The organism is Bradyrhizobium icense (assembly GCF_001693385.1).
Classification (GTDB): Bacteria; Pseudomonadota; Alphaproteobacteria; order Rhizobiales; family Xanthobacteraceae; genus Bradyrhizobium; species Bradyrhizobium icense.
This window is the reverse complement of record NZ_CP016428.1, coordinates 2,027,168-2,049,324: the sequence shown is the minus strand read 5'-3', so window position 1 is coordinate 2,049,324 and position 22,157 is coordinate 2,027,168. Positions and strand designations below refer to the sequence as shown.

Below are 22,157 nucleotides of genomic sequence, written 5' to 3'. Positions count from 1 at the left end.
TCCGACGATAGCACCTCGTAGCCACAAAAAGGCGACGACTACGCGCGGCGGCGTCGAGGACTCTCGCCGCTACCTTCCGGCTTGCCAATCACGAACTCCTCGATCTTGTGGCCGGTCTTCAGAGCGGCCGTGAGCCAGCGAGGCTGCTTGCCGCGCCCCGACCAGGTTTCGGAAGGCTCCTCGGGATTTCGATATTTTGGGAATACGCGCGGGTACTTCCGGCGCTCGCGAGGTGCCCTTTGCGGGTCCGCGGATTCCGTCTGACGCATCTCCTTCTCACGCCGGAGTTGGGCCAAGCGCTTCTCGAGCTCACGCTTTTCCGACGTCAGTCGAACCGATAGCACCTGACTAAGCTCCTCATGGAGCTGCCATAACTCGTCTACCGACATTCCATCGAAATTTGGCTTCTTGTTCATCCCGCCTGCGACCATCACGATTCGTGACAAACTATAAGTCCGGCACCGGCCCTTTCCAGTAAAATTGCAAATTTGGCGAACAAATCCCCCGTAGAACCCCGGGGCTTTAAGAGCATCAAGCCTAAGTCATTCAAATATCAATCAAATCGTGATCAGCCCGGATTCGTACGGCAGGCTTGCTCGTCTCTATTTCGGCGGGACCGGCGTCACCAACCTGCTGACGGCGAAGTTCCCTGCCACGCACCCGCAACCTCTGGTGATTGGCAGAACGGAGGTTCTCTCCTTTGTTTGCAATCAGTAGGCGTTGCGCTTACGCAATACCTCGAAGAAGGTCTTGATCACTATCTGGACGTCCAGCCACAGGCTCCAGTTGTTGATGTACCAGAGGTCGAGTTTTACGCGCTCGGAGATGTGCTCGATCGTCGGTGTGCCCCCGCGCGCGCCGTTGCATTGCGCCCAGCCGGTCATGCCGGGCTTGACGTGATGCCGGAACGCATACTCGCTCAATACCGTCTCGAAATAATTGTCATGGGCCAGCGCATGAGGACGCGGACCGATCAGGGACATATCTCCCTTAAGGACGTTCAATAGCTGCGGCAATTCATCGATACTTGCCGATCGCAACAGCCGGCCGATGGATGTCACCCGGGGGTCGTCGCGGGTAGCCTGCATCACAGCGGGCCCGTTTTCCTGCACGGTCATGGTTCGGAATTTGAACATCATGAATTGCTTGCCATTAAATCCCTTGCGGAATTGCCGGAAAATAACCGGCCCGGGACTGTCCAGCTTGATGGCGATGGCCGTGAGCGCCATGATCGGCAGAAAGAACACCAGCGCCAGCGCCGCGATGACAATGTCCATCACGCGCTTGACGAAGCGTTCCGCGGCACTGAGCGGCGCACGTTGAATTTCGATCGCCAGGACGCGCTGGCGCGCCGACGACGCATAATTCGTCAACGTTCGAACGCGGATGTCGGGCAGCAGCCGCACCGCAACTGGAAGCGTCTTGACGTGCTCGCGGATGAACTCAAGCCGGCCCGTATCCTCCCAGGGCATGGCGAGCATCACTTCGCGACAATTGTTGCGCCGGATAAAGTTTGCCGCTGCATTGATGACGTTGACGTCGGTCGACTCACGCTTCTGGAGGTCGTCGTCCGAACTGAGCGTGAAGCGGCTGACCTCAGAGGTGCCGAAGAAAACCAGAAGATCCCTCGGCTCCAACGCGGCGATCTCGTGGAGATCACCGATCAGCACGATATCGCGTCGGCCGATCACACCTCTGGAAACGGCAGCCGCCAGAGCCACCTTGGTACCCTTCCTGACGACGAGCAATCCTGCCGGCGCGACAAAATAAAACACCACAAAGGCGCCGCGCGAATAATCGACGCCGACCTTGAGCAAGAACGCAAAGAACGCGAGCAGCAACCCCGTCGTAAACCAGCAGATCAGTATTTCGCCGATCTCGACACGCGGTTTGGCGCTGTCAGGAAAATCGTAGTAGCCGCTGCCGCTCATGCGCAGGATGTGAATGAAGCTCGCCAACAACCCGACCGCGCAATGCGGGAGAATGTTCGGTACCAAGTTGCCGATGGTCAACTGGTAGCCGATGCCACCTGCCACGCTGGACAGCAGGATCACGAACGCATCTGCGGTCGACAAGAGATAGGGGACCGCATTGCTGGAGAAACGAGCGGGAGGACCGCCAGCGGATTGGTCGATCTGGCCTACCTTGTTGCCAATATCCGCTCCAATCGACATGAGAAAAATGCCCGCGCAGTATTACTGGTACCCAACTGCCTGATTATTGGCTCCGGACCATAAATCCGACAGACCTTAAAAGGCCTAAGTAACTCTTCGTTAATGGCGGCGACCATACACTCGGCGGGAGTGCGACGCAACATTTAATCAGTTTGAATGCGGTTAATCGGAGCGAGTTAACAGATGTTGCCCATCCTCGCCTGCGGTGCCGGCATCTATGTGGGCCTTCATTTTAATATTTTAGCGCTGCTCCCGCTCTCCGTACTGGGCGCCGGCGCTTACATCGTCTCGGCCTGGGCCAATGGCCAAGATTTGCTGGATGGTTTAGCCGTCGTAGCCCTCCCCATTGTCACCATTCAGGTGGGGTATTTTCTGGGCCTGACGACGCGGCCGGCTTATTTGCAGTTGCGAACGCGGCTCAATATTCGGCACTCAGAGCGGGTATAATCCCGGAAATACGATTTAAACGCGGATTATACGCGATTTCCGCGGCGGCGGTTTACCGCACCTTGTCGGCGAAATACCGGCTGAAGAGTTCCTGAACGGCCCCCAAACCGCCAAGCTGGCGATCAAGCTCCTGCGTGCGGTTTTCGCCGCTTGCCATTTGCTGTTCGTATTCCTTGATCCTGGCCGCATCCTTGGCGTCCCGCGTCAGATACTCATCGTATTCAGTGCCCGTGGCAAAGGCAGCCTGATCGCGCGCCGCATCGACGCGCGCACGCAGGGCGTCCCTTTCCTTTTGGATGGAAGCGACCGCGGCTTCAATAGCGGCCGAAATTGAGCCAAGCCGTTCGCTGTCGGTTTGAGCATCGCGCTCTGCGGAACGAACCTTGAAAGCTCGTGCCATATCGAATCTCCTTGGCGTACCCGTTCTAAACGGTTTCCTTGAGCCGGCAGACCGCCGGACCAACGATGAAAAGGATAAGTTTTCTACAGCCTAACGAACCGCTGCCCGATCAACAACGTTGCATTTTTTTGAAAATGCGAAAGGCTGGATTCTCAGATGATTCGGAGTTTCTGGAATAGCAACGACCGCGCAACCGTATAGATTTGCCACGCATATGCCGAAGTGACGGCGGGCCCAAGCAAGATGAGATTTCGAGACACCTTGAAATTTGCTCTTGAACTGTTTGTGCCTGAAAAGCTCATGCATCCAGGCGGGGGCCCTGCGTCCGATCCGAAGCTCGAAGCTTTGCAGAGTGCCGCGACGAATCTCGAAGCCGAGGAAGCCGTACAGCTCAGAAAGGCCCGCCGAATTATCGAGGAGCTGGACCATGGAAAATTTGGCGGTCCCTCGTTCGGTCCGCAAACGATCGAGTTGATGTCAAAGGCCCTGGAAGCTGCCGAGACTTCCCTGCCTCACCCGGTATCGGACCAGCAGCTTCGATCGCTCGCTGCAACGATCTTGAAGGTGGCCGGCGACGGAGAGCGCGATCCGGTCCGCCTGAAGACTGCGGCGATGTCCGCCTTGGGACCGGTTGTTGACGAGGTGGACGCCAAGCCGCCATCAACCTGACTGCAAGCGCCACCGAGCGGATGAGCCGCCGCGATTACCGGTCCGGCATACGCCTGATCGGGCACGGTGATTTGCCACTCAATCGGATGGCAAGCTATAAGCCGGTCGGGCGGTTGCCTGAGCGTCTCGCCCGCTCAGCCTGGGGACAATCAAAGTGGTTCATCGTGAAGCTCCTAAATCGATCCTGGTTCACGTGCTGTTTGGATTCAGGAAACTTCTGGGCGTTGCAACATTTGCCCTGATTATTGTTCTGCTGGGCCCGAAGCTGTTTGTCCTGTTCGACAATCCAAAGAGCGCAACGGTTCCGGCGAAGCTGTTCGAGGCGCGCCAATACATTCTCAGTAAATCGGTGCCGGTGCTGCATCGCTATGTGCCAACCAACATTGCCGGCAACGATCGCTCCGACTGGATACTGATTGGTCTTGCCATTGTCGCCACCATTTTCTCAGGCGCCATCGCCCAGCGCGCGCAAACCGCCCAAAACCGGCAGATGCTTCGAAAGTCGGCCCAGGCATGGCGCCGGAAAGAGGGTGTGAAGCCGGGCTCCAAGCTCGACGCTGAACTGGAAACAACGCTGCGAATGGCGGAAAGCGGCAAGGCCGTGAATCGCCAGGAGTTGTTGCGGGTATTTGCCGAGACCAAGAAGAAGCTCGACACGTTCGGCCGTGAAGTCGCCTTCCTTGCCATCGATGTGGTCGGCTCGGTCGGCATGAAGGCCGGAGAAGACCCCGCTTCGATCCAATATGACTTCGAAGAGTACCGGAAGCTCGTGGAGCGCATCTTCCGCGCCAGGGGCGTGTTGAAGACGGCATGGACGCCCGATGGCGTGATGGCATGCTTCGCCCATGTGGAGGACGCCTGTCAGTCAGGCAAGGACGTCATCAAGAGCCTCAAGGTGTTCAACCGCGAGGTAAAACTGTCCAAGGCGGATTTCGCCGTTCGCTGCGGCGTGAATGCGGGCCTGGTCTATTTCGACGACTCCACGCCCCTCGAGACGATTTCGGATCGCGTCATCGACGTCGCCGGGCACATGCAGAAAAACGCCGAGCCCAATACCGTGCTGGTGGCACGCAAGATCATCGAGCCGTTGCGACAGCTCGAGGAATTTACCCATACCACGCAAGTCATCGATGGCTACGAAGCCAGCGTGTGGCGGGATGCCAGCTCTTAAAAAGCGTGATGGCATTAGCTTCGATAGCCTGAGTTTCTGAGGTAATTGGCGCATTCTTCGGGTGTGAAGGCGTCGAGGACCTCAGCGATAGCGGTGCAGACCGTATCGACGGTTCGGGCGGCAGCCTTTCGGAGCAGGTGCTTGAGCTTGGCAAAGAGCTGTTCGATCGGGTTCAGGTCGGGTGAGTATTTTGGCAGGAAGAACAGCTTGGTGCCGGCGGAGCGAATGAGCTGACGCACGACCTTGCCTTTGTGGCTGCCGAGATTGTCCATGACGACGACATCTCCGGGCCGAAGGGTGGGCAGCAGAACCTTCTCGACATAGGCCCGGAAGCTCGCGCCGTCGATCGGCCCCTCGATGAACCATGGTGCATCGATCCGGTCATGGCGCAGGGCCGCCAGAAAGGTCATGGTCTTCCAGCGGCCATGAGGAACCTTGGCGGGGAGCCTTTGCCCGCGTGGCGCCCATCCCCGCAGGGGAGCCATATCCGTCCGGGTCCAGGTCTCGTCGATGAAGACCAGCCGCTCAGCTTCGACGCGACCTTGATACTTTGTCCACTGGGCGCGCCGACGCGCCACGTCGGGACGATCGCGCTCGCCAGCCACCACGCTTTTTTTTGAAGCTGAGTTTCTCGGCGTGCACGAAGTCCCACACCGAGTGGTAGTCGACCTTCAGGCCGCGTCCGGCAAGCTCGGCAACGAGCCCGCGCAGGGTAAAATCGTCGTTCCTGATCCGCTGCGACAGCCAGACCGCGTGTTCCCCGGAAATCACCTTCGGTTTGTGACCGCCCATCTGGCCAGGCGCAACGCTGCCGGTCTCATCGACCCGCTTCATCCAGTTGATTGCCGTGCTGATCGCGACCCCAAAATGCTTGGCTGCCTGATTGCGGGACATTCCGCCCTTAATCGCGGCCACCACACGCTTGCGAAGATCCACAGAGTAAGGCTTGCCCATCCATGCTGGCCTCCTTCACAGCCAGCATGGTGAATCAGAAACCCGCTGATTTGGGAATCCCAAATCGATTCAGCCTAACCCCATCCCGCTTTAGAACAAGCTTTCGCCTGCTCGCACGATCCATAGCGGTGAGCCGTAGATCCGCGTATTCGCGCAGGCATGCGCCGCGCTTCGAGCGCGCAAACGTGCTGCCAGTTCGGCGGTCCCGGATTTAAGTCCGTACGACAAGCGCAAACGACAACGAGCCGAGATTTTACGGGTAAGCTCCTAAAATCGTTGGAGACTTTCAATTGCACCCGCATTGACCGCTGCAATATTATATTCTAGCTTTAAACTTTCATTGATTAATTCTATTCCAGCGGTGGCGGCCGTGGATACGAAATCTAGTTCCGATTTACGGCGATTGCGATATGCCCTCGAGGCGGTTTCCGCGGACCTGGATGCGATTGAGCAGCGGCCGCACCCCTCCCTCCGCTCGGCTGCCGAAAATCTCGAGGGATATCAACGAGATGGCCTCGAGACATTCGTCGATCGTTTTGCCTTTGCGGTAAAGCGCGGCGTCCTGCGATAAACTGGCGACAACCCGCAAAATCGAGCCTTCCAATGCTACCGCGCATGGCTAAAATCGCGGGACTCCAGGCAAGCCCATTTGTATGGCATAGCACTCATGCGCTATTGCCGTTTTCATCGTTACGTTGTGACCCGACCAAATAATGGGTTCATGGTTCAATTCGGTGTGCTCGGTTGAGAACACATTTATGTCGCTTGATATTGCAAAAACCTATCTCGAGATTCAGCAACTTCGCAAAGAAGTTCGCAAGGCAGAGCTCGATTGCCTTCGCGCGTGTGCCGTACCGCGCTCTCCATACCGGGCGCATGGATGCGATTCGCAGACGACCAATTCACAAATGCTTCTTCCAAAGAGAAATCAGAATTAACTAACTGGCGCTCGACGGTTGCATGATCCGCAAGGGTCGCACGCTGGCCCCCAACCGGATCGCCTTCCGCGGTCGAAAATCTATTTCCGGGCGCCGCTTGATGGTTAAGCGTTATGTCCTCGCAGATAAGCCGTGCGAGCATTTACCATGCATCCAAAATCTTCACCGGACTTCTACGGTAATCTCCAAAAAACCATTTAAATCAATTGTCCGGTTTAAGGCTGCGGGCTAAATTGCCGGCGATTCCTAATCTTGCCGTCGGGTTTAGTGGCGATGTAACGGCATTTCGGTTGGATCGTGTCGTGGGGACGATGCGATCTTGGAAAGCGCGGTATGCATCACCCACGTAGAGAACATTTCAGCCACTCAACGCCTGTCCGCACTTTTGTTTTTGTAATTGGCACCCGCCCTGAAGTCATCAAGGTGGCACCTATCATCCGCCGGCTGCGCGAAGCCGAGTGGGCAACGGTTCGGATCGTCACGTCAGGCCAGCAGAGCGATCTGCTCGACAGCACCCTTGCCGAATTCGGCCTGCGTCCGGATTTCTCGATCCCGCATCGAAGCCATTGTCGCACGCCGGCGGTTCTCGCCAGCCTGCTCATTCGTCGCCTGGACAAATATTTCGGTGAGGTGCGGCCGGATTGCGTTCTGGCCCAGGGCGATACGACGACCGCCTATGCGTCCTCGATTGCGGCGTTCTACCGCAAGATCGCCTTTGTGCATGTGGAGGCCGGGCTGCGCACGCCGAGCCTCGACGCGCCCTTCCCCGAGGAATTTCACCGCCGTTCGATTGCCGTGTCCACATCCTTGCACTGCGCGCCGACATCGGCCGCGGCGCAGAACCTGGTGCGGGAAAACATTGCGCGCGACAAGATTCTCGTCTCGGGAAACACGGTGATCGACTCGCTGCTTGAAGTGGCGGCCTCGAAGCCGGCGCCACCCGCCGACTTTCCCAGAGGGAAGACCATCCTTCTCACCGCACACCGGCGCGAGAATTTTGGCGCGCCGCTACGGGACGCGTTCACCGCGATCAGGGCCTTCGTCGATCTCACCCCCGATGTCGCCGTGTATTTCCCCGTTCATCCCAATCCGAACGCACGCGAAACGGCCTTTGAGATTCTTTCGAGACATCCCCGGATCAAGCTGGTCGATCCGCTCGGCTACCGCGACGTCGTCGCCGCGATCCAGAATGCCTGGTGCGTGGTGACGGACAGCGGCGGCCTTCAAGAAGAAGCGCCTGCGCTAGGCAAGCCCGTCCTGGTGTTACGCGACGTGACCGAGCGGCCGGAGGCAGTGGCGTCTGGGGTTGTCGAACTGGTCGGCACGTCCCGCCACATGGTATTCGAGACATTGTTCGAGCTGCACAAGGACAGTGCGAAATACACCCGCATGGCCCGGCCGGTGTTTCCCTATGGAGATGGTCACGCCAGCAAGCGGATCGTGGAGTCTCTCTATCGGCAATTCGCCCTGCCGCCACAAATGCGCTCGGCCAAAATCCTTCAGCTTCAGCACGCGTCCTAGCTCATGACACATGTCGCCTCCTTTATCTTTCAATATCTCTATGTCGTCGAGATTCTGATGTTGATCGCGGCCGTGATCATCACGATTTCCAGCATCGACGACGTCGTGGTGGATCTGTTGTACTGGAGCAGCAGGCTGTTGGGGACGGCGGACAGCAAGTCCAAGGAATTGCCGAGCGTGGAGATTCTCGAGCAACTGCCCGAGCGCCCCATCGCCATCATGGTGCCGTGCTGGAAGGAACACGACGTCATTTTTTCGATGCTTTCGTCGAACTCCCGGCTCGTGCGCTACGAGCACGCGCATTACTTCGTCGGCGTCTATCTGAACGATCCCCTCACCCAGGCCGAGGTGCGCAAGGCACAGGGGCTGTACAAGAATATCCATATGGTGCTGGTCCCGCATGACGGTCCCACCAGCAAGGCCGACTGCCTGAACCAGACGATCTCCGACATCTTCATGTTCGAGGCCGAGCACAACATCAAGTTTGCGGGAATCGTGATGCACGATTCCGAGGACCTCATTCATCCACTGGAGCTGAAACTCTTCAACAAGCTGGTCGACATCTACGACTTCATCCAGTTGCCGGTCTACTCGTTCTCCCGGCCGATCACCTCGCTCATCGCGGGCCTCTACATGGACGAATTCGCCGAGATGCACACCAAGGACCTCGAGGTCCGGCAGCGGATCAGCGGCGTCATTCCCTGCGCCGGCGTCTCCGCATGCTTCAGCCGGGAGGCGATCCAGCATCTCAACGATCAGAACCACGGCGAGGCTTTCCGCACGTCATCATTCACGGAAGACTATGACATCGCGTTCCGCGTCTCGGAGCTCGGGTTCAATTCCGCGTTTATCGCCTATCCGGCCAGCTACGCGATCGACATCGACATCGACAGCGGCAACCCGGGCATTCTCCACCGGACCCTTCCCGTGGCGACCCGCGAATTCTTTCCGTCAGGCCTCGAGGCCGCCTATCGCCAGCGCGCGCGCTGGCTGCTCGGCATCGTATTCCAGGGCGCTCATGAACATGGCTGGAAGGGATCGCTCGGCACCAAGTATTTTCTGGCGCGAGACAGAAAGGGCGTGATCACCAGCCCGGCCGTCATGCTGGCCTATTTTGCGCTCGCCAATCTGACCATATTCGAACTCTATCGGGCGGTGTTCGATCCCGAAAGGCAGTTTGTCTATACGCTGTTGAACCAGAATTGGGCGATGTGGCTGTTTTTTGCGAACTTCCTGTTTCTGGTCTGGCGCCTGTTCAACCGAATGACATTCACCGGCATGATCTACAATGTGCGTCACGCCCTGATGGCCGCGCCGAGGCTTGTGGTCGGCAATTTCGTGAACTTCTTCGCAACATGGCGCGCCGTGCGCATTTATCTGAGCCACCGGATATCCGGCACGGCTCTCGTCTGGGACAAGACCTCGCACTCTTACCCGGTGCACATGGGTGAGCTCACCTTGCCACGGCCGGCGGTCGCCGCAGATGGCGCGGCAGCCGAATAGTTAGGCCGCCAGCAGGCGCTGGCGGTCGAGCTGCTGCTTGTCCGTCGGGCTTGGACCGAGGATGAGACGCGCACACGAGCGCGTTCCGAGGAAAGCTGCGCAGATCACGATCGCCGCGAGCTGGAGACTGGGGTAGAGAATAATCGCGCCGAGAACGAGCCAGCCTGCGGCGATCGCGAGGAAGTCGCCGATCCTCGAGCCCTTGCTTTCGGCGGTATCGAGACCGCGATCGAGCGCATTGGCGATCGCATCGAAGCCGTCAATCGCATCCTTGCTCGACGAACTGGCCAGATCACGTGAGAACATCAGACATCCCCAAAGAGCCTCTCGCGGGCTCCCGGGGCATTTGGCGGGAAGACTATTGCCCGCCGCTCAAACTGACCGTTACAGTTTTATCCAACTCGAATGCGAGGGCCGCCACCTGCCTGACATCAATAATTAACGGCTAATGAAGTCGGTCGAATTTGAATGATGGTGGCACAACGGATTCCTGCGCGCGGATTATCCAGACGATATTGAGGGCCGTTACGTGGTTAATCGGCCCTGGCCAACAGGGTCAGCGGGCCAATTGCCGGTAGATCGATGGCAGCGCCGCCGGCAATCGGCGGATGTTGCCGACGATGGCGTAGCCGCCACGCCCGAACAGGGTAGGAAAGTAGGACTGGGCGTTTGCGTCGACCGTGACGCCGAACACCGCAACTCCGGAACGTCGGGCCTCCCGCACGGCCTTGCGGGTGTCTTCGACCGCAAAGCGGCCTTCATAATGATCGACGTCGTTGGGCTTTCCATCGGTCAGCACCAACAGCAGTTTCTTGCGCTGCGGTTGACGGGCGAGCTCGGCAGCGGCATGGCGCACCGCCGCGCCGATGCGCGTGTAGTAGCCCGGCTTGAGCGCACCGATGCGCCGCTCGACGACAACTCCCATCGGCTCCTCGAACGACTTGACGGTCTCGATGCGCACCCAGGAGCGCCGCCGCGATGTGAAGGTCAGGATGCTGTGATGGTCGCCACAGGCGGATAGTCCATGTGCGAGGACGAGCAGCGCTTCCTTTTCCACATCGAGAACGCGGTGGCCATCGACCCACGCGTCCGTAGAGAGCGAAACGTCGACCAGCAGCGTGGCGGCGAGGTCATGCCCTTGCGGCCGCATGGCCAGGTGGACCCTATCGAGCGCGCCGCTACCGGCCCGCAGATCGCATCTAGCGCGGACGAGCGCGTCGAGATCCAGATCGAACCCGTCGGCCTGGCCGCGCATCACTTCATGCCGCGGCCGCAGCGCCTCGAAGCGTCGCCGCACCTGACGGACGTGCTTGAGGACGTCCGCGTCCGGGTGCCAGCTTTCTCCAGCTTCCGGAGCCCCGCCCGTCAACACCCGGCAATGATCCGGCAGATAGGCGCCGGCGCGGTAATCCCATTCCGGATAAAGACGACCACTGCTCAGCCGTGTGGCATCGACGGCTTCCGGCGGCAGATCCAGGTCGAATTTCAGCTTGGTCGCCGGCTTGCCGCTGCGGCGGCCGATCGCGAGTTCGTCGAGGTCGTCGGCTGCCTTGCGGGCGTCCTCATCCTCGCTGTCATCCGACGGGCGGTCGACATTCACCATCTCCGCCATCGCAAGTATTTTCTCGAAGCGATTCAGGATGAACGGATCGCGCTTGGTACCGTCGCTGCCTTCGCGGACGGCCCGGCGCTTGCGCGTATCGGGCATATCAGCCTCATCGCCCGGCACGGGCGCGTCGTCGTCGACGCCCTCGGCGGCAACGGCCTCGCGTGTCCAGCAATCGCCCCACAGCGGACACGGCAGCATTGGCCTGTATCCGGGCGGCGCTTTCGCCGGCAAATCGCCGGCGCCGGTCACGGCCGGCCAGAGTGGGCCTGTCGGGGGCGCGTCGGCGCCGAGCAGTGCCAGCACGATCCGTTCCACTTCCTGCTCGGCCCGCGGCAGCGGTCTGCGCGGGCGCGCTTGCGCCGTGGCCACAGTCAGCCGCTCATAGGGACTGACCAAGCCGGGGAATAGCGCCTGGACTTTTCCGACCGTCTCGCGGACACGCCGCAAGGTCACGAGATCGCGCCGCAACGGGTCGATCTCATCGGTCATCGCAACGGGCGCTGTGGCGAACCACGCTGCCAGCCAGCGATAGAGCAAGGCGTTGAGCTCGTGGTCTGGAAACAGGGCGATCCGGTCCGGCAGAAAAACAGTTGCCCCGTCGCGGCCGGGATGGTCGATGCTCTCGTCGCCAAGCCCGATGCGCTGCCGCCAGCCGAGCCGATGGCCGGACTTTCTCGATTTGGCGCCCGCAATCTGGACGCCCGCCTCCCCGCCCAGCGCGCGGAACATGATCGCGATCTGCCCCTGCACTTCCGCAAGCTTAGCGGCCGCATCCGGATGAACGGGATAGCTCGCCGTTGCGCCCACCAGCCGATGCCAGGCGCGGCCAACCGTTTCCTCAAGTTCGAGGAAGTCGAGCATGCCTCATCCGATCACGGCGCGGGCCACGTCGAGCAGTGCGGCCTTGACGTCCGCATCGTCCGTCAGCGGCTCGATCATGCCGGCAAGCACGGCATCCGGAAGCGGGATGCCCGCCGAAATCAGCGTCGCGCAATAGACGATCAGGCGCGTCGATACGCCTTCCTCGAGATCCTGCCCCTTCAGTGCACGCAGCCGCCCCGCAAGCGCCACCAGCGGACGGACGCGCTCGGGCGCAAGTCCGCTCTCGGCTGCGACCACCTCGATCTCCTGTTCGGCCGGCAGGAAACCGAATTCAATCGCAACGAAGCGCTGGCGGGTGGACGGCTTCAAAACCTTCAGGAGGCTCTGGTAACCGGGGTTGTAGGACACGACCAGCATGAAGCCCGGTGGCGCGACCAGCTCCTCGCCCGTGCGCTCGAGCGGCAGGATGCGGCGATCGTCCGTCAGCGGGTGCAGCACCACCGTCACATCCTTGCGCGCTTCCACGACCTCGTCGAGATAGCAGATGCCTCCCTCCCGCACGGCGCGGGTCAGCGGACCGTCGGCCCAGACCGTGTCTCCGCCCTTGAGCAAATAGCGTCCGGTGAGATCGGCCGCCGTGAGATCGTCATGACAGGCGACGGTGTGCAGCGGCAGAGCAAGCCGCGCCGCCATGTGGGCGACGAAGCGGGTCTTGCCGCAGCCGGTCGGTCCTTTCAGTAGAACCGGCAGCCGACGCCGCCAGGCTTGTTCGAACAGCGTGCACTCGTTGCCGCTTGGGACGTAGGCCGGAAGCTCAGGTGGCGCTCCGACGGCGTGAAGTACGGCCTTCATATCAAATCTCCAGCATTGAAACGGCGGCCGGCCACGTCGATGGCCGGCCGCCTGACGCCTATTCGGCCGGCTGCAGCGCGCCAGTCGCGACCGTCTGCCGTTCGCGGCCCGGCACCAGAACCGCCCACACGAACATCAGCGCCGAGATCAGAACGAAGACGCCGGAGCCGAGGCGGACCCAGTAGAACATCGCGAGCTGGTCCTGCACTTCCATGAAGTTCTGGCCGAGCACGCGCTGCAGATGCACCTGGACCACGCCTGCAAAGGTCAGTGCAAAGGTCATCGTCATCATGGCGGTGCACATGATCCAGAAGCTCGCCATGCTGAGCCACTGGTTGTATGGCGCGCGCTGGCGCAGTTGCGGGATCGCGTAGGCCATGACCGCGAGATTCAGCATCACGTAAGCGCCGAAGAATGCGAGATGTCCGTGCGCTGCCGTCACCTGGGTGCCATGCGTGTAGTAGTTCACCGAGGACAGGGTGTGCAGGAAGCCCCACACGCCGGCGCCGAGGAATGCCATCACGGAACAACCGACCGACCACAGAAGCGCAGCCCGGTTCGGATGCTTGCGTCCGGCCTTCCAGGTCATCTGTACGGTGAAGATGACCATGGTGAAGAACGGCGCCACCTCGAGCGTGGAGAACAGCGAACCGATCCACTGCCAGTAGCCGGGCGCGCCGATCCAGTAGAAGTGATGGCCGGTGCCCAGGATGCCGGAGAACAGCGCGAGGCCAACGATGACGTAGAGCCACTTCTCGACCACCTCTCGATCGATTCCGTTGAGCTTGATCATCAGGAAGGCCAATACGGAGGCCATGATCAATTCCCAGACGCCTTCGACCCACAGGTGCACGATGTACCACCAGTACATCTTGTCGAGGGCCAGGTTCGCCGGGTTGTAGAACGCGAACAGGAAGAAGATCGCGACGCCCCAAAGTCCAAACAGCAGGATGTTGGTGACCGTCGTCTTTCTTCCCTTCAGCGCCGTCATCGTTACGTTGAAGAGGAACACAAGGCAGACGACGACGATACCGATCTTGATCGCAAACGGCTGCTCGAGGAATTCGCGGCCTTCGTGATACTGAAACAGGTAGCCGATCACGGCAACACCAGCAGCGCCGAAGAACATCCAGAACTGGATCTTCGCGAGCAGCGGGCTGAACAGCTCGGTCTCAGTCTCCTCCGGCAGAAGATAATAGGTTGCGCCCATGAAGCCCATGAGCGACCAGACGATCAACGCATTGGTGTGTATCATCCTGACGATGTTGAACGGCAGGAGAGCGGACAGGGTGTTCGGGAGGACGTAGATGGTGCCGGCCAAAACACCGAAGAGCACCTGCGCAAGAAAAAGCGTCAGCGCGCCGTAAAAATACAGCATCGCGACTTTCTGGGTTTCGTATCTCATCGTGAGGTTCCTAAAACGGGCTGTCGGGGTGGGATGCTCAACCGGCCTTGTTCGGCGGCCAGTTCTGCGTCTTGATTTTGTTGGTCCATTGCAGGAAATCCGCGAGGTCGTTGAGTTCCTGGTCGGTGAGGTTGAACTGCGGCATCTGCCGGCGGCCCGGTGCGCCCGACGGCTGCGCCTGCATCCACGATTTGAGGATCTCCTTGGCGGTGGCGGGATCCTCGTTGCCGCCCCAGCGATCCCAGACGTTGCCGACCTCGGGGGCGAAGTAAGCACCCTCGCCCAGCAAGGTATGACAGTTGATGCAGGAGTGCTTCTCCCAGACGTGCTTGCCGCGCGCCACCGAACTGGTCAGCGTCTTTTCGTCCGTCGACGTGGTGACCATGTAGTAGTGGCTGTGCGCCGTCAGCCCGAGGAAGATCGCGAAGAAAAAAGCCGATCCGCCGTAGAAGACGTTACGGGCCGCCGATTTGGTGAGGCGTTCAGCCATTACGGATCCTTTCCGATTCGTGTGCTGTAGTTGCGGTCGCGGCAATCTATTCAGCAGCGGCCGACGCTCTTTGTGCCGGATCAAGGTTCTGGACGATCCCGGATGGTGCCCGGGATTTTACAGTCAGGACAGCAGGGCCGAGACGGCGGACACGGCCCAGGCGAAGCCCACGATCAGCATCAGCCACGCGGTCGCAAGCCCGCGCCAGAGCGCCGGCGCAGACCGCAAGTTGAGGTAATCGAGCAGGATCCTGCGGCCCTTGACTGCAGCAAGGGCGAGAACGATGCCGGCGGCGAGCACCGGATTTCGGGCGACGCCAGCGAGCGCCATGGTCGCGAAAGCAAGCGCAATCAGCGCCAGCAACGTGAGATCCAGACGGTCCGGCGAGTAGCGCATATGCATCAGCGCACCAGGTAGACGATCGGAAACATCACGATCCAGACCAGATCGATCATGTGCCAGAAGACCGTCCCGGTCTCCACATGAACTGGATCGGCGCGCCGGCAGACAACCGCAAGAATGACGATTCCGAGGCAGACGTGCAGAAGATGAAAGCCGGTCAGGAGGAAATACAACGTGAAGAACACACTGGTCTCGAGGTCGATACCCGCGCCAATCTCGTGCGCATATTCGACAAGCTTGATCGTCACGAAGGCGACGCCGAGAACCATGGCGAGAACCAGCCAAAGCCGCGCGCGGCGACCATCAGCAGCGCGCGCCGAGGCTGCGCCCTTCGCCGCAGCCCAGCCGCTGGTCACCAGGACAACCGTGTTGCATCCGGCGAGCGTCAGATCGAGCGCGGTCTGTCCCGATGCGAATACCGCGGGCCTGACCGCACGGGCGACGATGAATGCGCCGAAGAAAAGGCCGAAAGCGACGAGTTCGCTGAAGACCAATACCCACATCATCGGGTCGCCCGGGAGTCCTTCAAGGACACCCCATCCCGACTCCTCTTGTTCGCAATCCGCTATCGACATCCGATCTCCCGGTCGACACCTATCATCCCCGACAGAAAAGGGTCTTTGTCGCCGAGCAAACACGGCGGCGGTCGCGTCTATCGCGCCGCTCCTTGCTGAAGCGCAACGTCAATCGCCGGTCGAAGCCGCTAGATGCGGCGAGCCTTGAAGCAATGAGGACGAAGAGCCATGAGCGACGCACAACTGGGCCTGCTTGCCGCCACGCCCATCATCATCGTCTTTGCCGGTGCATTGAGGGCAATGGGCGTCCTGTCCACCACGGCAACCGTGTCCGCCGTCGGACTATCGACCGCCATCGCCGTGGTGCTGTTCACGACGCAGTAGAGCGGTCAGCCAAAGTCGGGCTGGACCAGTCACGATTCAGCAATATCCATCATCGCCCGCATCATTCGATGAGTATCGGGGCCGCGATGTCGACACGGTCGTCCTTCGCCAAATCGATGCCGAGCGACAGTGACCACTTCCCGCCCGCCGCGGCCGTCATGCGGACGCGCCAGCTATCGGCCGCCGCGCGCTCGGCCCTCGCGGTGACGGGAGCGATCCCCTTGTCGGGATTGGACAGGGTCACGGTAACCGCGTCGACCGCGAGAGGTTTCTCGTCGCTGTCCTCAATCTGCACCAGAACCTCGATCGGACCGCTGCGACCCGGCGAGACGGTGACGTTTGCCATCACGCGCGTGCCGCAGATGTGGGTGAAGAAGGGTTCGTCGGTCGCCACGGGCCGCATCGGAGATGTCGCCGCATGCTTGGTCGAGGCAATCTGCAATCTGGGCCCCTTTGCACCGACGCCGCCAACCTCGAAGCTCGCCTCGATCCTGCCGGCGCGCTCGAAATTCAGCGATACTGCAACCCGTTGGTCCTCCTCGAACGGTGCGATCAACCCGATGAACATGATGTGGTCTGCGCCGGGCGCGAGTGTCACCGTTGCATCCGGTGGGATCACCAGGCCGTCATCGAGAGTTCGCATCGTCATGATGCCATCCTGCATGCTCATTTGATGGATCTCGACCTTGGCAGCCGCAGCGCTCGACGCTGAAAGCAGCCGATCAGGCTGCATCCCCCGGTTCTCGATGGTGAGATAGCCGCCGGCGACTTTCGCTCCTTTCGGCGTGGCGCGGCTCCAGGCCTGTGTCACGATGACGTCGCCGGCGAGCGCCGGCGAGAGGCCGAGGAACGCCGCCAAAGCTGCGGCGATGAGCATGATTTTGCAGGACCGGTAGAACATGGCTGACCTCCGAGCAGGCCGGGACGAGAATTGCTCCCATCCGGGCCCGGTTCGGAAATGTCGCAGATCGCGGCGTTTTCGACTTTGAGGAGGCGCAAACTGTTTGGTGACGACCGGAACAACTTTCCGTCTGCGCACGGACGACGCTTCAGCGCTCGATGAACCTGTCTTTCGCAGAAAGAACCGTTGTCCCGCTTTCGTCGCGCGCGGTGAACACCACGTCGGCCTCCCTGGGATTAGTTGCGGTGAGCGTGACGCGGACGGCTTCGGAACCGTCGGGTGGCACCTCGATCGGGGCCAGGCTCTCGTTGCCGACGATGGCCATTTGGGCATCCACGCCGCTGACCGAAAGTGTGTAGGAATGGGCAACCGATGACTTGTTCAAGAGCTTGACCGTGTAGGCGTTGCGCACCGATCCGTCCGAAAGCCGGACCGCCAGGGGATCGCGATCGTGCTGGACCGAAAGGGTCGCGTTGGTCTTGGTCATGAAGGAAAAGACGATCGTTGCCGTCAACATGAGACAGGCCGCCGTCAGGCCGACGGTCTTCGGGCGCACCAGCCGGGAGATCGGCGGCTCGGCGCGGCGGCCGCGCTCGATATTGTTCCAGCTTTCATAGTCGATCAGCCCGCGCGGGCGGCCAAGCTTCGACATCACGCCGTCGCAGGCGTCCACGCACAGTCCGCAATTGATGCAGGCGAAGTTCGGCCCTTCGCGAATGTCGATGCCGATCGGACACACGACAACGCATTGATTGCAGTCGACGCAGTCTCCCGCCGGCTTGCCCTGCAGGCGAAGTTCGTCGGCCTTCTTGGCCGACATCCGTTGCTCACCGCGGTAGTCCCGGTAATTGACGGTGAAAGCTTCCGGATCCCAGATAGCGCCTTGCAGGCGCGGCCACGGGCACATGAACGTGCAGACCTGCTCGCGCGCGAAACCGGCCAGGCCGTAGGTGGTGCCGGCGAAGACGACGATCCAGCCAAGCGCATTGGCCGAAACGTCACCGCGCGCGAAGCTTCGCAGCAGTTCCGGCGCGTCGGTGAAGTAGAAGATCAGCGTGCCGCCGGTGGCCAGCGAGATCAGGAGCCAGACAGAATGCTTCGCGACGATCTGAAGCGTCCGCTTGGCGTCAATAGGAGCGCCCAGGTTCTTCAGACGCTGGCGCCTGTCTCCCTCGATTAATCTTTCGACGAGCAGGAACAGGTCGGTCCAGACCGTTTGCGGGCATGCAAAGCCGCACCATAATCTTCCAGCCAGTGCATTGATGAGGATCAGGATGGTCGAAGCCAGAACGAGGAGCCCCGTGACCAGATAGAGGTCCTGCGGCCAGATCTCGACGAAGAAAAAGTAGAGCCGCCCGTTGGCAAAATCGAGCAGAAGCGCCTGGTCCGGCGCATTGGAGCCCCGGTCCCACCGAAGAAACGGCGTGACGTAATAGACCGAAAGCGTCAGCAGCAGGATGATCCACTTGATCCGCCGGATCCGTCCCTTGACGGCCTGGGGCATGACCGGTTGACCTGATGCCGCTGCGGCGGCCCTGGCGCGCGTCTTCGCATGGTCGATCTCGATGGTAAGCGCCATTCCGCCGGCCCAGCCTCAGTTGACGGCGGCAAAGCCGAGCGACGCCCGGACGATCGGCTCGATGCGGGAAGGTGTCCAGGGCGGATCGAACGTCATCACGATGTCCACGGAACGAACGCCCGGCACACGTTCCGCCGCGCTCGCAACGCCTTCCTCCAGAAAGCGGATTGCGGGGCATCCAGGAGTGGTCGCGGTCATGGCGATGCGAACGGCGCCATCAATCACCGAGATCTCGTAGACGAAGCCGAGATCGATGATGTTGTGACCGAGCTCGGGATCGATCACCACGCGCAACGCGTCCCTGATACGGTCGACAAGTTGGTTCGTCATAACGGGGCCCTGACGGTCAGTTCGTAAGTTGCACCGTCCGGCGAGAAGCCGCCCAACCAATGATATCCGCGCTTCTCGAGTTGCGGGAACAGGAATACTGGCTCGCGCCGCAGCAGCGCCGAAAGCGTTTCCCCCGGCCCCAGTTTCTCGGCAGCCGCGAGGATCCGAACCATCGGCTCGGGCGGATCGAGGTCACGATTGTCGAGCCTGACGACCGGCTCGGGCCAATCGCCGAAGTCCGGGGTGCTACAAGCAGGCGCGCTCTGTTTCGTTGCCGTGACCGCGGGCGTGAACAGCACTTCCCATTCGCCGGCATCGAGCGCCTGCGCGGAATGCGCAAATCCTTTATCCGCCATGACGGCAAACAACGGAACGGGTTTGAACGGGGCGTAGAGGCGGAGCCCTTGCCCCGGCTCGAGGCGGTCGAGCGCGGCCATGATGAGCGAGAACGGCTCGCCACCGGCACGCAGGATCGGACGGACGTCGACATCGATGTAGTCGGTCATGCTTGTTCCTTTCCCTTCATCTTTCAAGCCCTGGCGAACAGCAGATGCGGCGCGCAGGCGCCGTCCGGAAAGCGCAGCGAACGCGCGACGTCCGCAAGCCGCCGTGTGCGGATCACCTCCCGGACGATGCCGGCCAAGCCGACGGTCATCATCGCCGCGGCCGCCCGGAATAGCGACGCTTGGCCGGCCACCAGCGTGAGGGTGCCGAACCAGACGGCCACGTAGTAGATCACGAACCACTTCGAGGCCCTCGCCTCCGCGACAAGATCCTGAACGCGCGGCGTCGGCGCTCGTCCCATCACAGGTCCGTAGGTCTCGAGCCAGGTCAGGAACGCCACGATCTTGTAGAGCTTGGCGAGAACGAGACCGGACAGCCAGCCGAAGACGGCGAGAAAGGTGAATGCGCCGACATGCGCGGCGAAAGCGCCGGTCAGGACGAGCACCACACCCAGCAGGCCCGCCGCCGCGAGACTGGCGAAGGACAGTACCGCCATCCGCGTGTTGAGTTCGAGCTGCCGCCGCTTGCGGCCGCTGAAGATTCCGATCAGGTCGCGCCCATACAACGCAGCCGTCGCCAGGCCGAGAACGGCTGCGATCGACAACACGACGTTCAATCCGGAAACGAGCCAGATCGCGACAATTCCGCCGATCACCGCGACGGCGACGGCGAGCGCGCCGGCTGCCAGCGTCATACTGCTCTTCCGGTCTTCGACATCGGGCGAGAGCATGAACATGGATAGCAACCGATAGCTCACTCCCATGGCCGTCAAGGTGAGCCAGCCGCCAAGGCCGGCGATCGCGTGCAACGGAACCCCACTTGTCAGGATCGTTTCCCCGATCGATCCCGGCCACCCCGCATGCGTAAACGCAAACATCGCACCGAAGGCGACCGTGGCACAGAGCGAGGCCAAACCGACCAGGACGAAACGTGCGGGCCCCACCGGCCGCAGCCATGCCGTCAAGCCGAGATCGACAACGACCAGGCCGAACCCGCCAACGAGCAGGACCGCCCCGAGCGGAAGCAGCCAGAGCCAGGCGGGAAGCCGGCCGCCCAATCCAAGGAAGCCGGCGAGCAGCGAGGCGAGACCCGCGGTCAACAGGCCAAGCGCCGGCAATGCCCATCTCTCGGAAAACAGCGGCTTCGCCACAAGCACCGGCACGAACTGGAACAGCGCGCCGCACATCGCCACGCTGAGCCAGCCGATACAGACCACGTGCACCAGGACGAGCGTATCGGGCGATGCAAGATGCGCCGCCGGAAAGCCGAGGCCTGCAACCATCAGCGCCAGCGCGACGAACAACCACGCGAGCGCCATCGCGAAGTAGCTCATCGTCCATCGTGATATGCCGGTGCCGATCATCGTGCTCCCTTAGAATTTGCGCGCGCTGCATAGAAGCGGGGCGTAAGCGAGCGCGAAGCCCAGAAACGCCACCGCCCATGCGACACCTGCGATCGTCAGGAGCGGGGTCGAATAGGTCGGATCGACTGCCGCACATACCCGCGCCAACGCGGCGACGACGATCGAAGCGTAGACGAGCTGAGTGGCAATGGAGGCCGAAAGCGCCTGCCCCGTGTGGCCGAGCGAGGCGCGGGTCATCACGGCGATCGTCATCGAACCGATCGCGCCTCCGGTCCAGGCGTGGATTCCGGCGCTGGAGACGACAAGGTCCAATGCAGACAGCGCCGCCAGCAGGAAGCCGGCTGGTACGAACGCGTAAGCCACATGAAGGATCAGCACGAGACGGTCCGATACGGTGCGATGGCCAGCCCAGCGAGCCAGGCGGACGATGTGGAGTAAACCGGCGATGCCTAGCGCGCTTGCGACGAAGCGGCCCGAGGGAGTCACCACCCACGCGATCATGGCGCAGACGCCCGCTACCACCGCGATCGCATCGAAGCGGCTAAAGGGGACAGGCAGCCGTCCCGGCTTGCGGCGCGCGAGCCAGTTGCGCGTAAAGCTCGGAACGATCCGCCCCCCGATTACGCAGACCAGCGTGACGACGAGGCCGACGCCAAGTCGCGTGGAATAATCCGCCAGACCGTCGAAATGCGCTTCGAGATGAAACGCGATGTTGGCAACGGCTAGCAGCGAAACGATGCCGACCACCTTCAGATTGTTCCACTTGCGTCCGGCGATGATCTCGCGGGCGGCTGCCGCAGCGAGCAACAGCAGAAAGACGGCATCCACCGCCAATGCGATTTCCCATCCGATGAAATCGGAGAATGTCACAGCCAACCTTCCGCCCAGCCAGGCGGCGAACAGGATCGCGAGCGGAACACCCTGGATCGGAAGGCGGCCCGTCCAGTTCGGTACCGCCGTCAGAAGAAAGCCGGCGATCACTGCGCCGACATAGCCGAACAACATCTCATGGACGTGCCAGTCGCGCGGGGCGAACGCGATCGGCAGCGAGACATGGCCGGCGAACACCACGAGCCACAACGGAACCATCGCACCGGCATAGACGGCGCCGAACAGAAAGAACGGCCGGAAGCCGTAGGAGAACAGCGCCGGCCCCTGGTAGGCCCTCAACTTCTGCATCGTTGCCATGGGCTAATTCCCTTAATTCCTTGCGATCATAGGCCG

The 22,157-nt window shown here is 61.2% G+C and carries 23 protein-coding genes; 6 read left to right on the top strand and 17 right to left on the bottom strand.

From position 1 onward, the window contains the following. Positions 1–38 precede the first annotated feature (38 nt). Together LMTR13_RS09665 and LMTR13_RS09660 are read right to left on the bottom strand one after the other, a co-directional pair. Positions 39–416, bottom strand: a complete 378-nt coding sequence (locus LMTR13_RS09665) for an H-NS histone family protein (protein ID WP_065732562.1) — start codon at positions 414–416, stop codon at positions 39–41. 294 nt (positions 417–710) lie between these two features. Then, a complete protein-coding gene (locus LMTR13_RS09660; RefSeq protein WP_083218951.1) occupies positions 711–2,174 on the bottom strand; it encodes an undecaprenyl-phosphate glucose phosphotransferase in 1,464 nt (487 codons plus the stop codon). Positions 2,175–2,357: 183 nt separating this feature from the next. Here LMTR13_RS09660 and LMTR13_RS09655 point away from each other — a divergent pair, with 183 nt between their 5' ends. Next, entirely contained in the window at positions 2,358–2,621 is a 264-nt protein-coding gene (locus LMTR13_RS09655; RefSeq protein ID WP_065727671.1) for a hypothetical protein, read from the top strand. Between the two features lie 52 nt (positions 2,622–2,673). Here LMTR13_RS09655 and LMTR13_RS09650 read toward each other — a convergent pair whose 3' ends face one another. Next, positions 2,674–3,021 (bottom strand): hypothetical protein, encoded by a 348-nt coding sequence (locus tag LMTR13_RS09650; RefSeq protein WP_083218950.1) that lies wholly within the window; start codon positions 3,019–3,021, stop codon positions 2,674–2,676. A gap of 222 nt (positions 3,022–3,243) precedes the next feature. Between LMTR13_RS09650 and LMTR13_RS42300 the strand changes: the two genes are divergently transcribed. Both LMTR13_RS42300 and LMTR13_RS09640 read left to right on the top strand, forming a co-directional pair. Beyond that, entirely contained in the window at positions 3,244–3,690 is a 447-nt protein-coding gene (locus LMTR13_RS42300) for a hypothetical protein (protein WP_236843327.1), read from the top strand. Positions 3,691–3,844: 154 nt separating this feature from the next. After that, positions 3,845–4,861, top strand: coding sequence for a hypothetical protein (locus LMTR13_RS09640; protein WP_156795526.1), 1,017 nt, complete (start codon positions 3,845–3,847; stop codon positions 4,859–4,861). Between the two features lie 14 nt (positions 4,862–4,875). Here the strand turns inward: LMTR13_RS09640 and LMTR13_RS38990 are convergent. Beyond that, a protein-coding gene (locus LMTR13_RS38990) for an IS630 family transposase (protein ID WP_156795525.1) occupies positions 4,876–5,815 on the bottom strand; the annotation gives its coding sequence in 2 pieces (ribosomal slippage) (positions 4,876–5,478 and positions 5,480–5,815; 939 coding nt in all). Between the two features lie 1,361 nt (positions 5,816–7,176). On the opposite strand from LMTR13_RS38990, the gene wecB reads away from it, so the two are divergent. Continuing rightward, on the top strand, positions 7,177–8,274 hold the full coding sequence (wecB, locus tag LMTR13_RS09620; protein ID WP_197521057.1) for a non-hydrolyzing UDP-N-acetylglucosamine 2-epimerase: 1,098 nt from the start codon (positions 7,177–7,179) through the stop codon (positions 8,272–8,274). A 3-nt stretch (positions 8,275–8,277) separates the two neighbouring features. Beyond that, the gene (locus LMTR13_RS09615) at positions 8,278–9,777 is read left to right on the top strand and encodes a glycosyl transferase family protein (RefSeq protein WP_065727664.1); all 1,500 of its coding nucleotides are present in this window, start codon (positions 8,278–8,280) and stop codon (positions 9,775–9,777) included. Here LMTR13_RS09615 and LMTR13_RS09610 read toward each other — a convergent pair whose 3' ends face one another. The 7 genes from LMTR13_RS09610 to LMTR13_RS09580 form a co-directional block, all read right to left on the bottom strand. Further along, entirely contained in the window at positions 9,778–10,083 is a 306-nt protein-coding gene (locus tag LMTR13_RS09610) for a hypothetical protein (protein WP_065727663.1), read from the bottom strand. It abuts the gene before it with no gap. 250 nt (positions 10,084–10,333) lie between these two features. Beyond that, on the bottom strand, positions 10,334–12,247 hold the full coding sequence (locus tag LMTR13_RS09605; RefSeq protein WP_065727662.1) for a nitric oxide reductase activation protein NorD: 1,914 nt from the start codon (positions 12,245–12,247) through the stop codon (positions 10,334–10,336). 3 nt (positions 12,248–12,250) lie between these two features. Further along, positions 12,251–13,060, bottom strand: a complete 810-nt coding sequence (locus LMTR13_RS09600; RefSeq protein ID WP_065727661.1) for a CbbQ/NirQ/NorQ/GpvN family protein — start codon at positions 13,058–13,060, stop codon at positions 12,251–12,253. 58 nt (positions 13,061–13,118) lie between these two features. Next, entirely contained in the window at positions 13,119–14,465 is a 1,347-nt protein-coding gene (locus tag LMTR13_RS09595; RefSeq protein ID WP_065727660.1) for a cbb3-type cytochrome c oxidase subunit I, read from the bottom strand. A gap of 37 nt (positions 14,466–14,502) precedes the next feature. After that, positions 14,503–14,955: a c-type cytochrome gene (locus tag LMTR13_RS09590; RefSeq protein WP_057856233.1), complete on the bottom strand. Its 453-nt coding sequence runs from the start codon at positions 14,953–14,955 to the stop codon at positions 14,503–14,505. Between the two features lie 123 nt (positions 14,956–15,078). Next, complete coding sequence (locus LMTR13_RS09585) at positions 15,079–15,357, bottom strand: cytochrome C oxidase subunit IV family protein (protein ID WP_236843326.1); 279 nt, start codon at positions 15,355–15,357, stop codon at positions 15,079–15,081. Beyond that, a complete protein-coding gene (locus tag LMTR13_RS09580) occupies positions 15,357–15,932 on the bottom strand; it encodes a cytochrome c oxidase subunit 3 family protein (RefSeq protein WP_065727659.1) in 576 nt (191 codons plus the stop codon). Before LMTR13_RS09580 ends, LMTR13_RS09585 begins: the two co-directional genes overlap by 1 nt. Positions 15,933–16,100: 168 nt before the next feature. Here LMTR13_RS09580 and LMTR13_RS41585 point away from each other — a divergent pair, with 168 nt between their 5' ends. Beyond that, entirely contained in the window at positions 16,101–16,256 is a 156-nt protein-coding gene (locus LMTR13_RS41585; protein WP_197521056.1) for a hypothetical protein, read from the top strand. A 61-nt stretch (positions 16,257–16,317) separates the two neighbouring features. On the opposite strand, the gene LMTR13_RS09575 is transcribed toward LMTR13_RS41585, so the two are convergent. From LMTR13_RS09575 to LMTR13_RS09550, 6 genes are all read right to left on the bottom strand, one after another. Further along, positions 16,318–17,157, bottom strand: coding sequence for a copper chaperone PCu(A)C (locus tag LMTR13_RS09575; protein WP_065727658.1), 840 nt, complete (start codon positions 17,155–17,157; stop codon positions 16,318–16,320). A gap of 148 nt (positions 17,158–17,305) precedes the next feature. Continuing rightward, a complete protein-coding gene (gene ccoG / locus LMTR13_RS09570; RefSeq protein ID WP_065727657.1) occupies positions 17,306–18,736 on the bottom strand; it encodes a cytochrome c oxidase accessory protein CcoG in 1,431 nt (476 codons plus the stop codon). A 15-nt stretch (positions 18,737–18,751) separates the two neighbouring features. Further along, positions 18,752–19,066, bottom strand: coding sequence for a metal-sulfur cluster assembly factor (locus LMTR13_RS09565; protein ID WP_065727656.1), 315 nt, complete (start codon positions 19,064–19,066; stop codon positions 18,752–18,754). Further along, the gene (locus LMTR13_RS09560) at positions 19,063–19,572 is read right to left on the bottom strand and encodes a DUF2249 domain-containing protein (protein ID WP_065727655.1); all 510 of its coding nucleotides are present in this window, start codon (positions 19,570–19,572) and stop codon (positions 19,063–19,065) included. The genes LMTR13_RS09565 and LMTR13_RS09560 overlap by 4 nt, the downstream gene beginning before the upstream one ends. 23 nt (positions 19,573–19,595) lie before the next feature. Beyond that, positions 19,596–20,903, bottom strand: a complete 1,308-nt coding sequence (locus LMTR13_RS09555; RefSeq protein WP_236843325.1) for a hypothetical protein — start codon at positions 20,901–20,903, stop codon at positions 19,596–19,598. A gap of 39 nt (positions 20,904–20,942) precedes the next feature. Continuing rightward, positions 20,943–22,121: an NnrS family protein gene (locus tag LMTR13_RS09550; protein ID WP_065727653.1), complete on the bottom strand. Its 1,179-nt coding sequence runs from the start codon at positions 22,119–22,121 to the stop codon at positions 20,943–20,945. Positions 22,122–22,157: the final 36 nt, after the last annotated feature.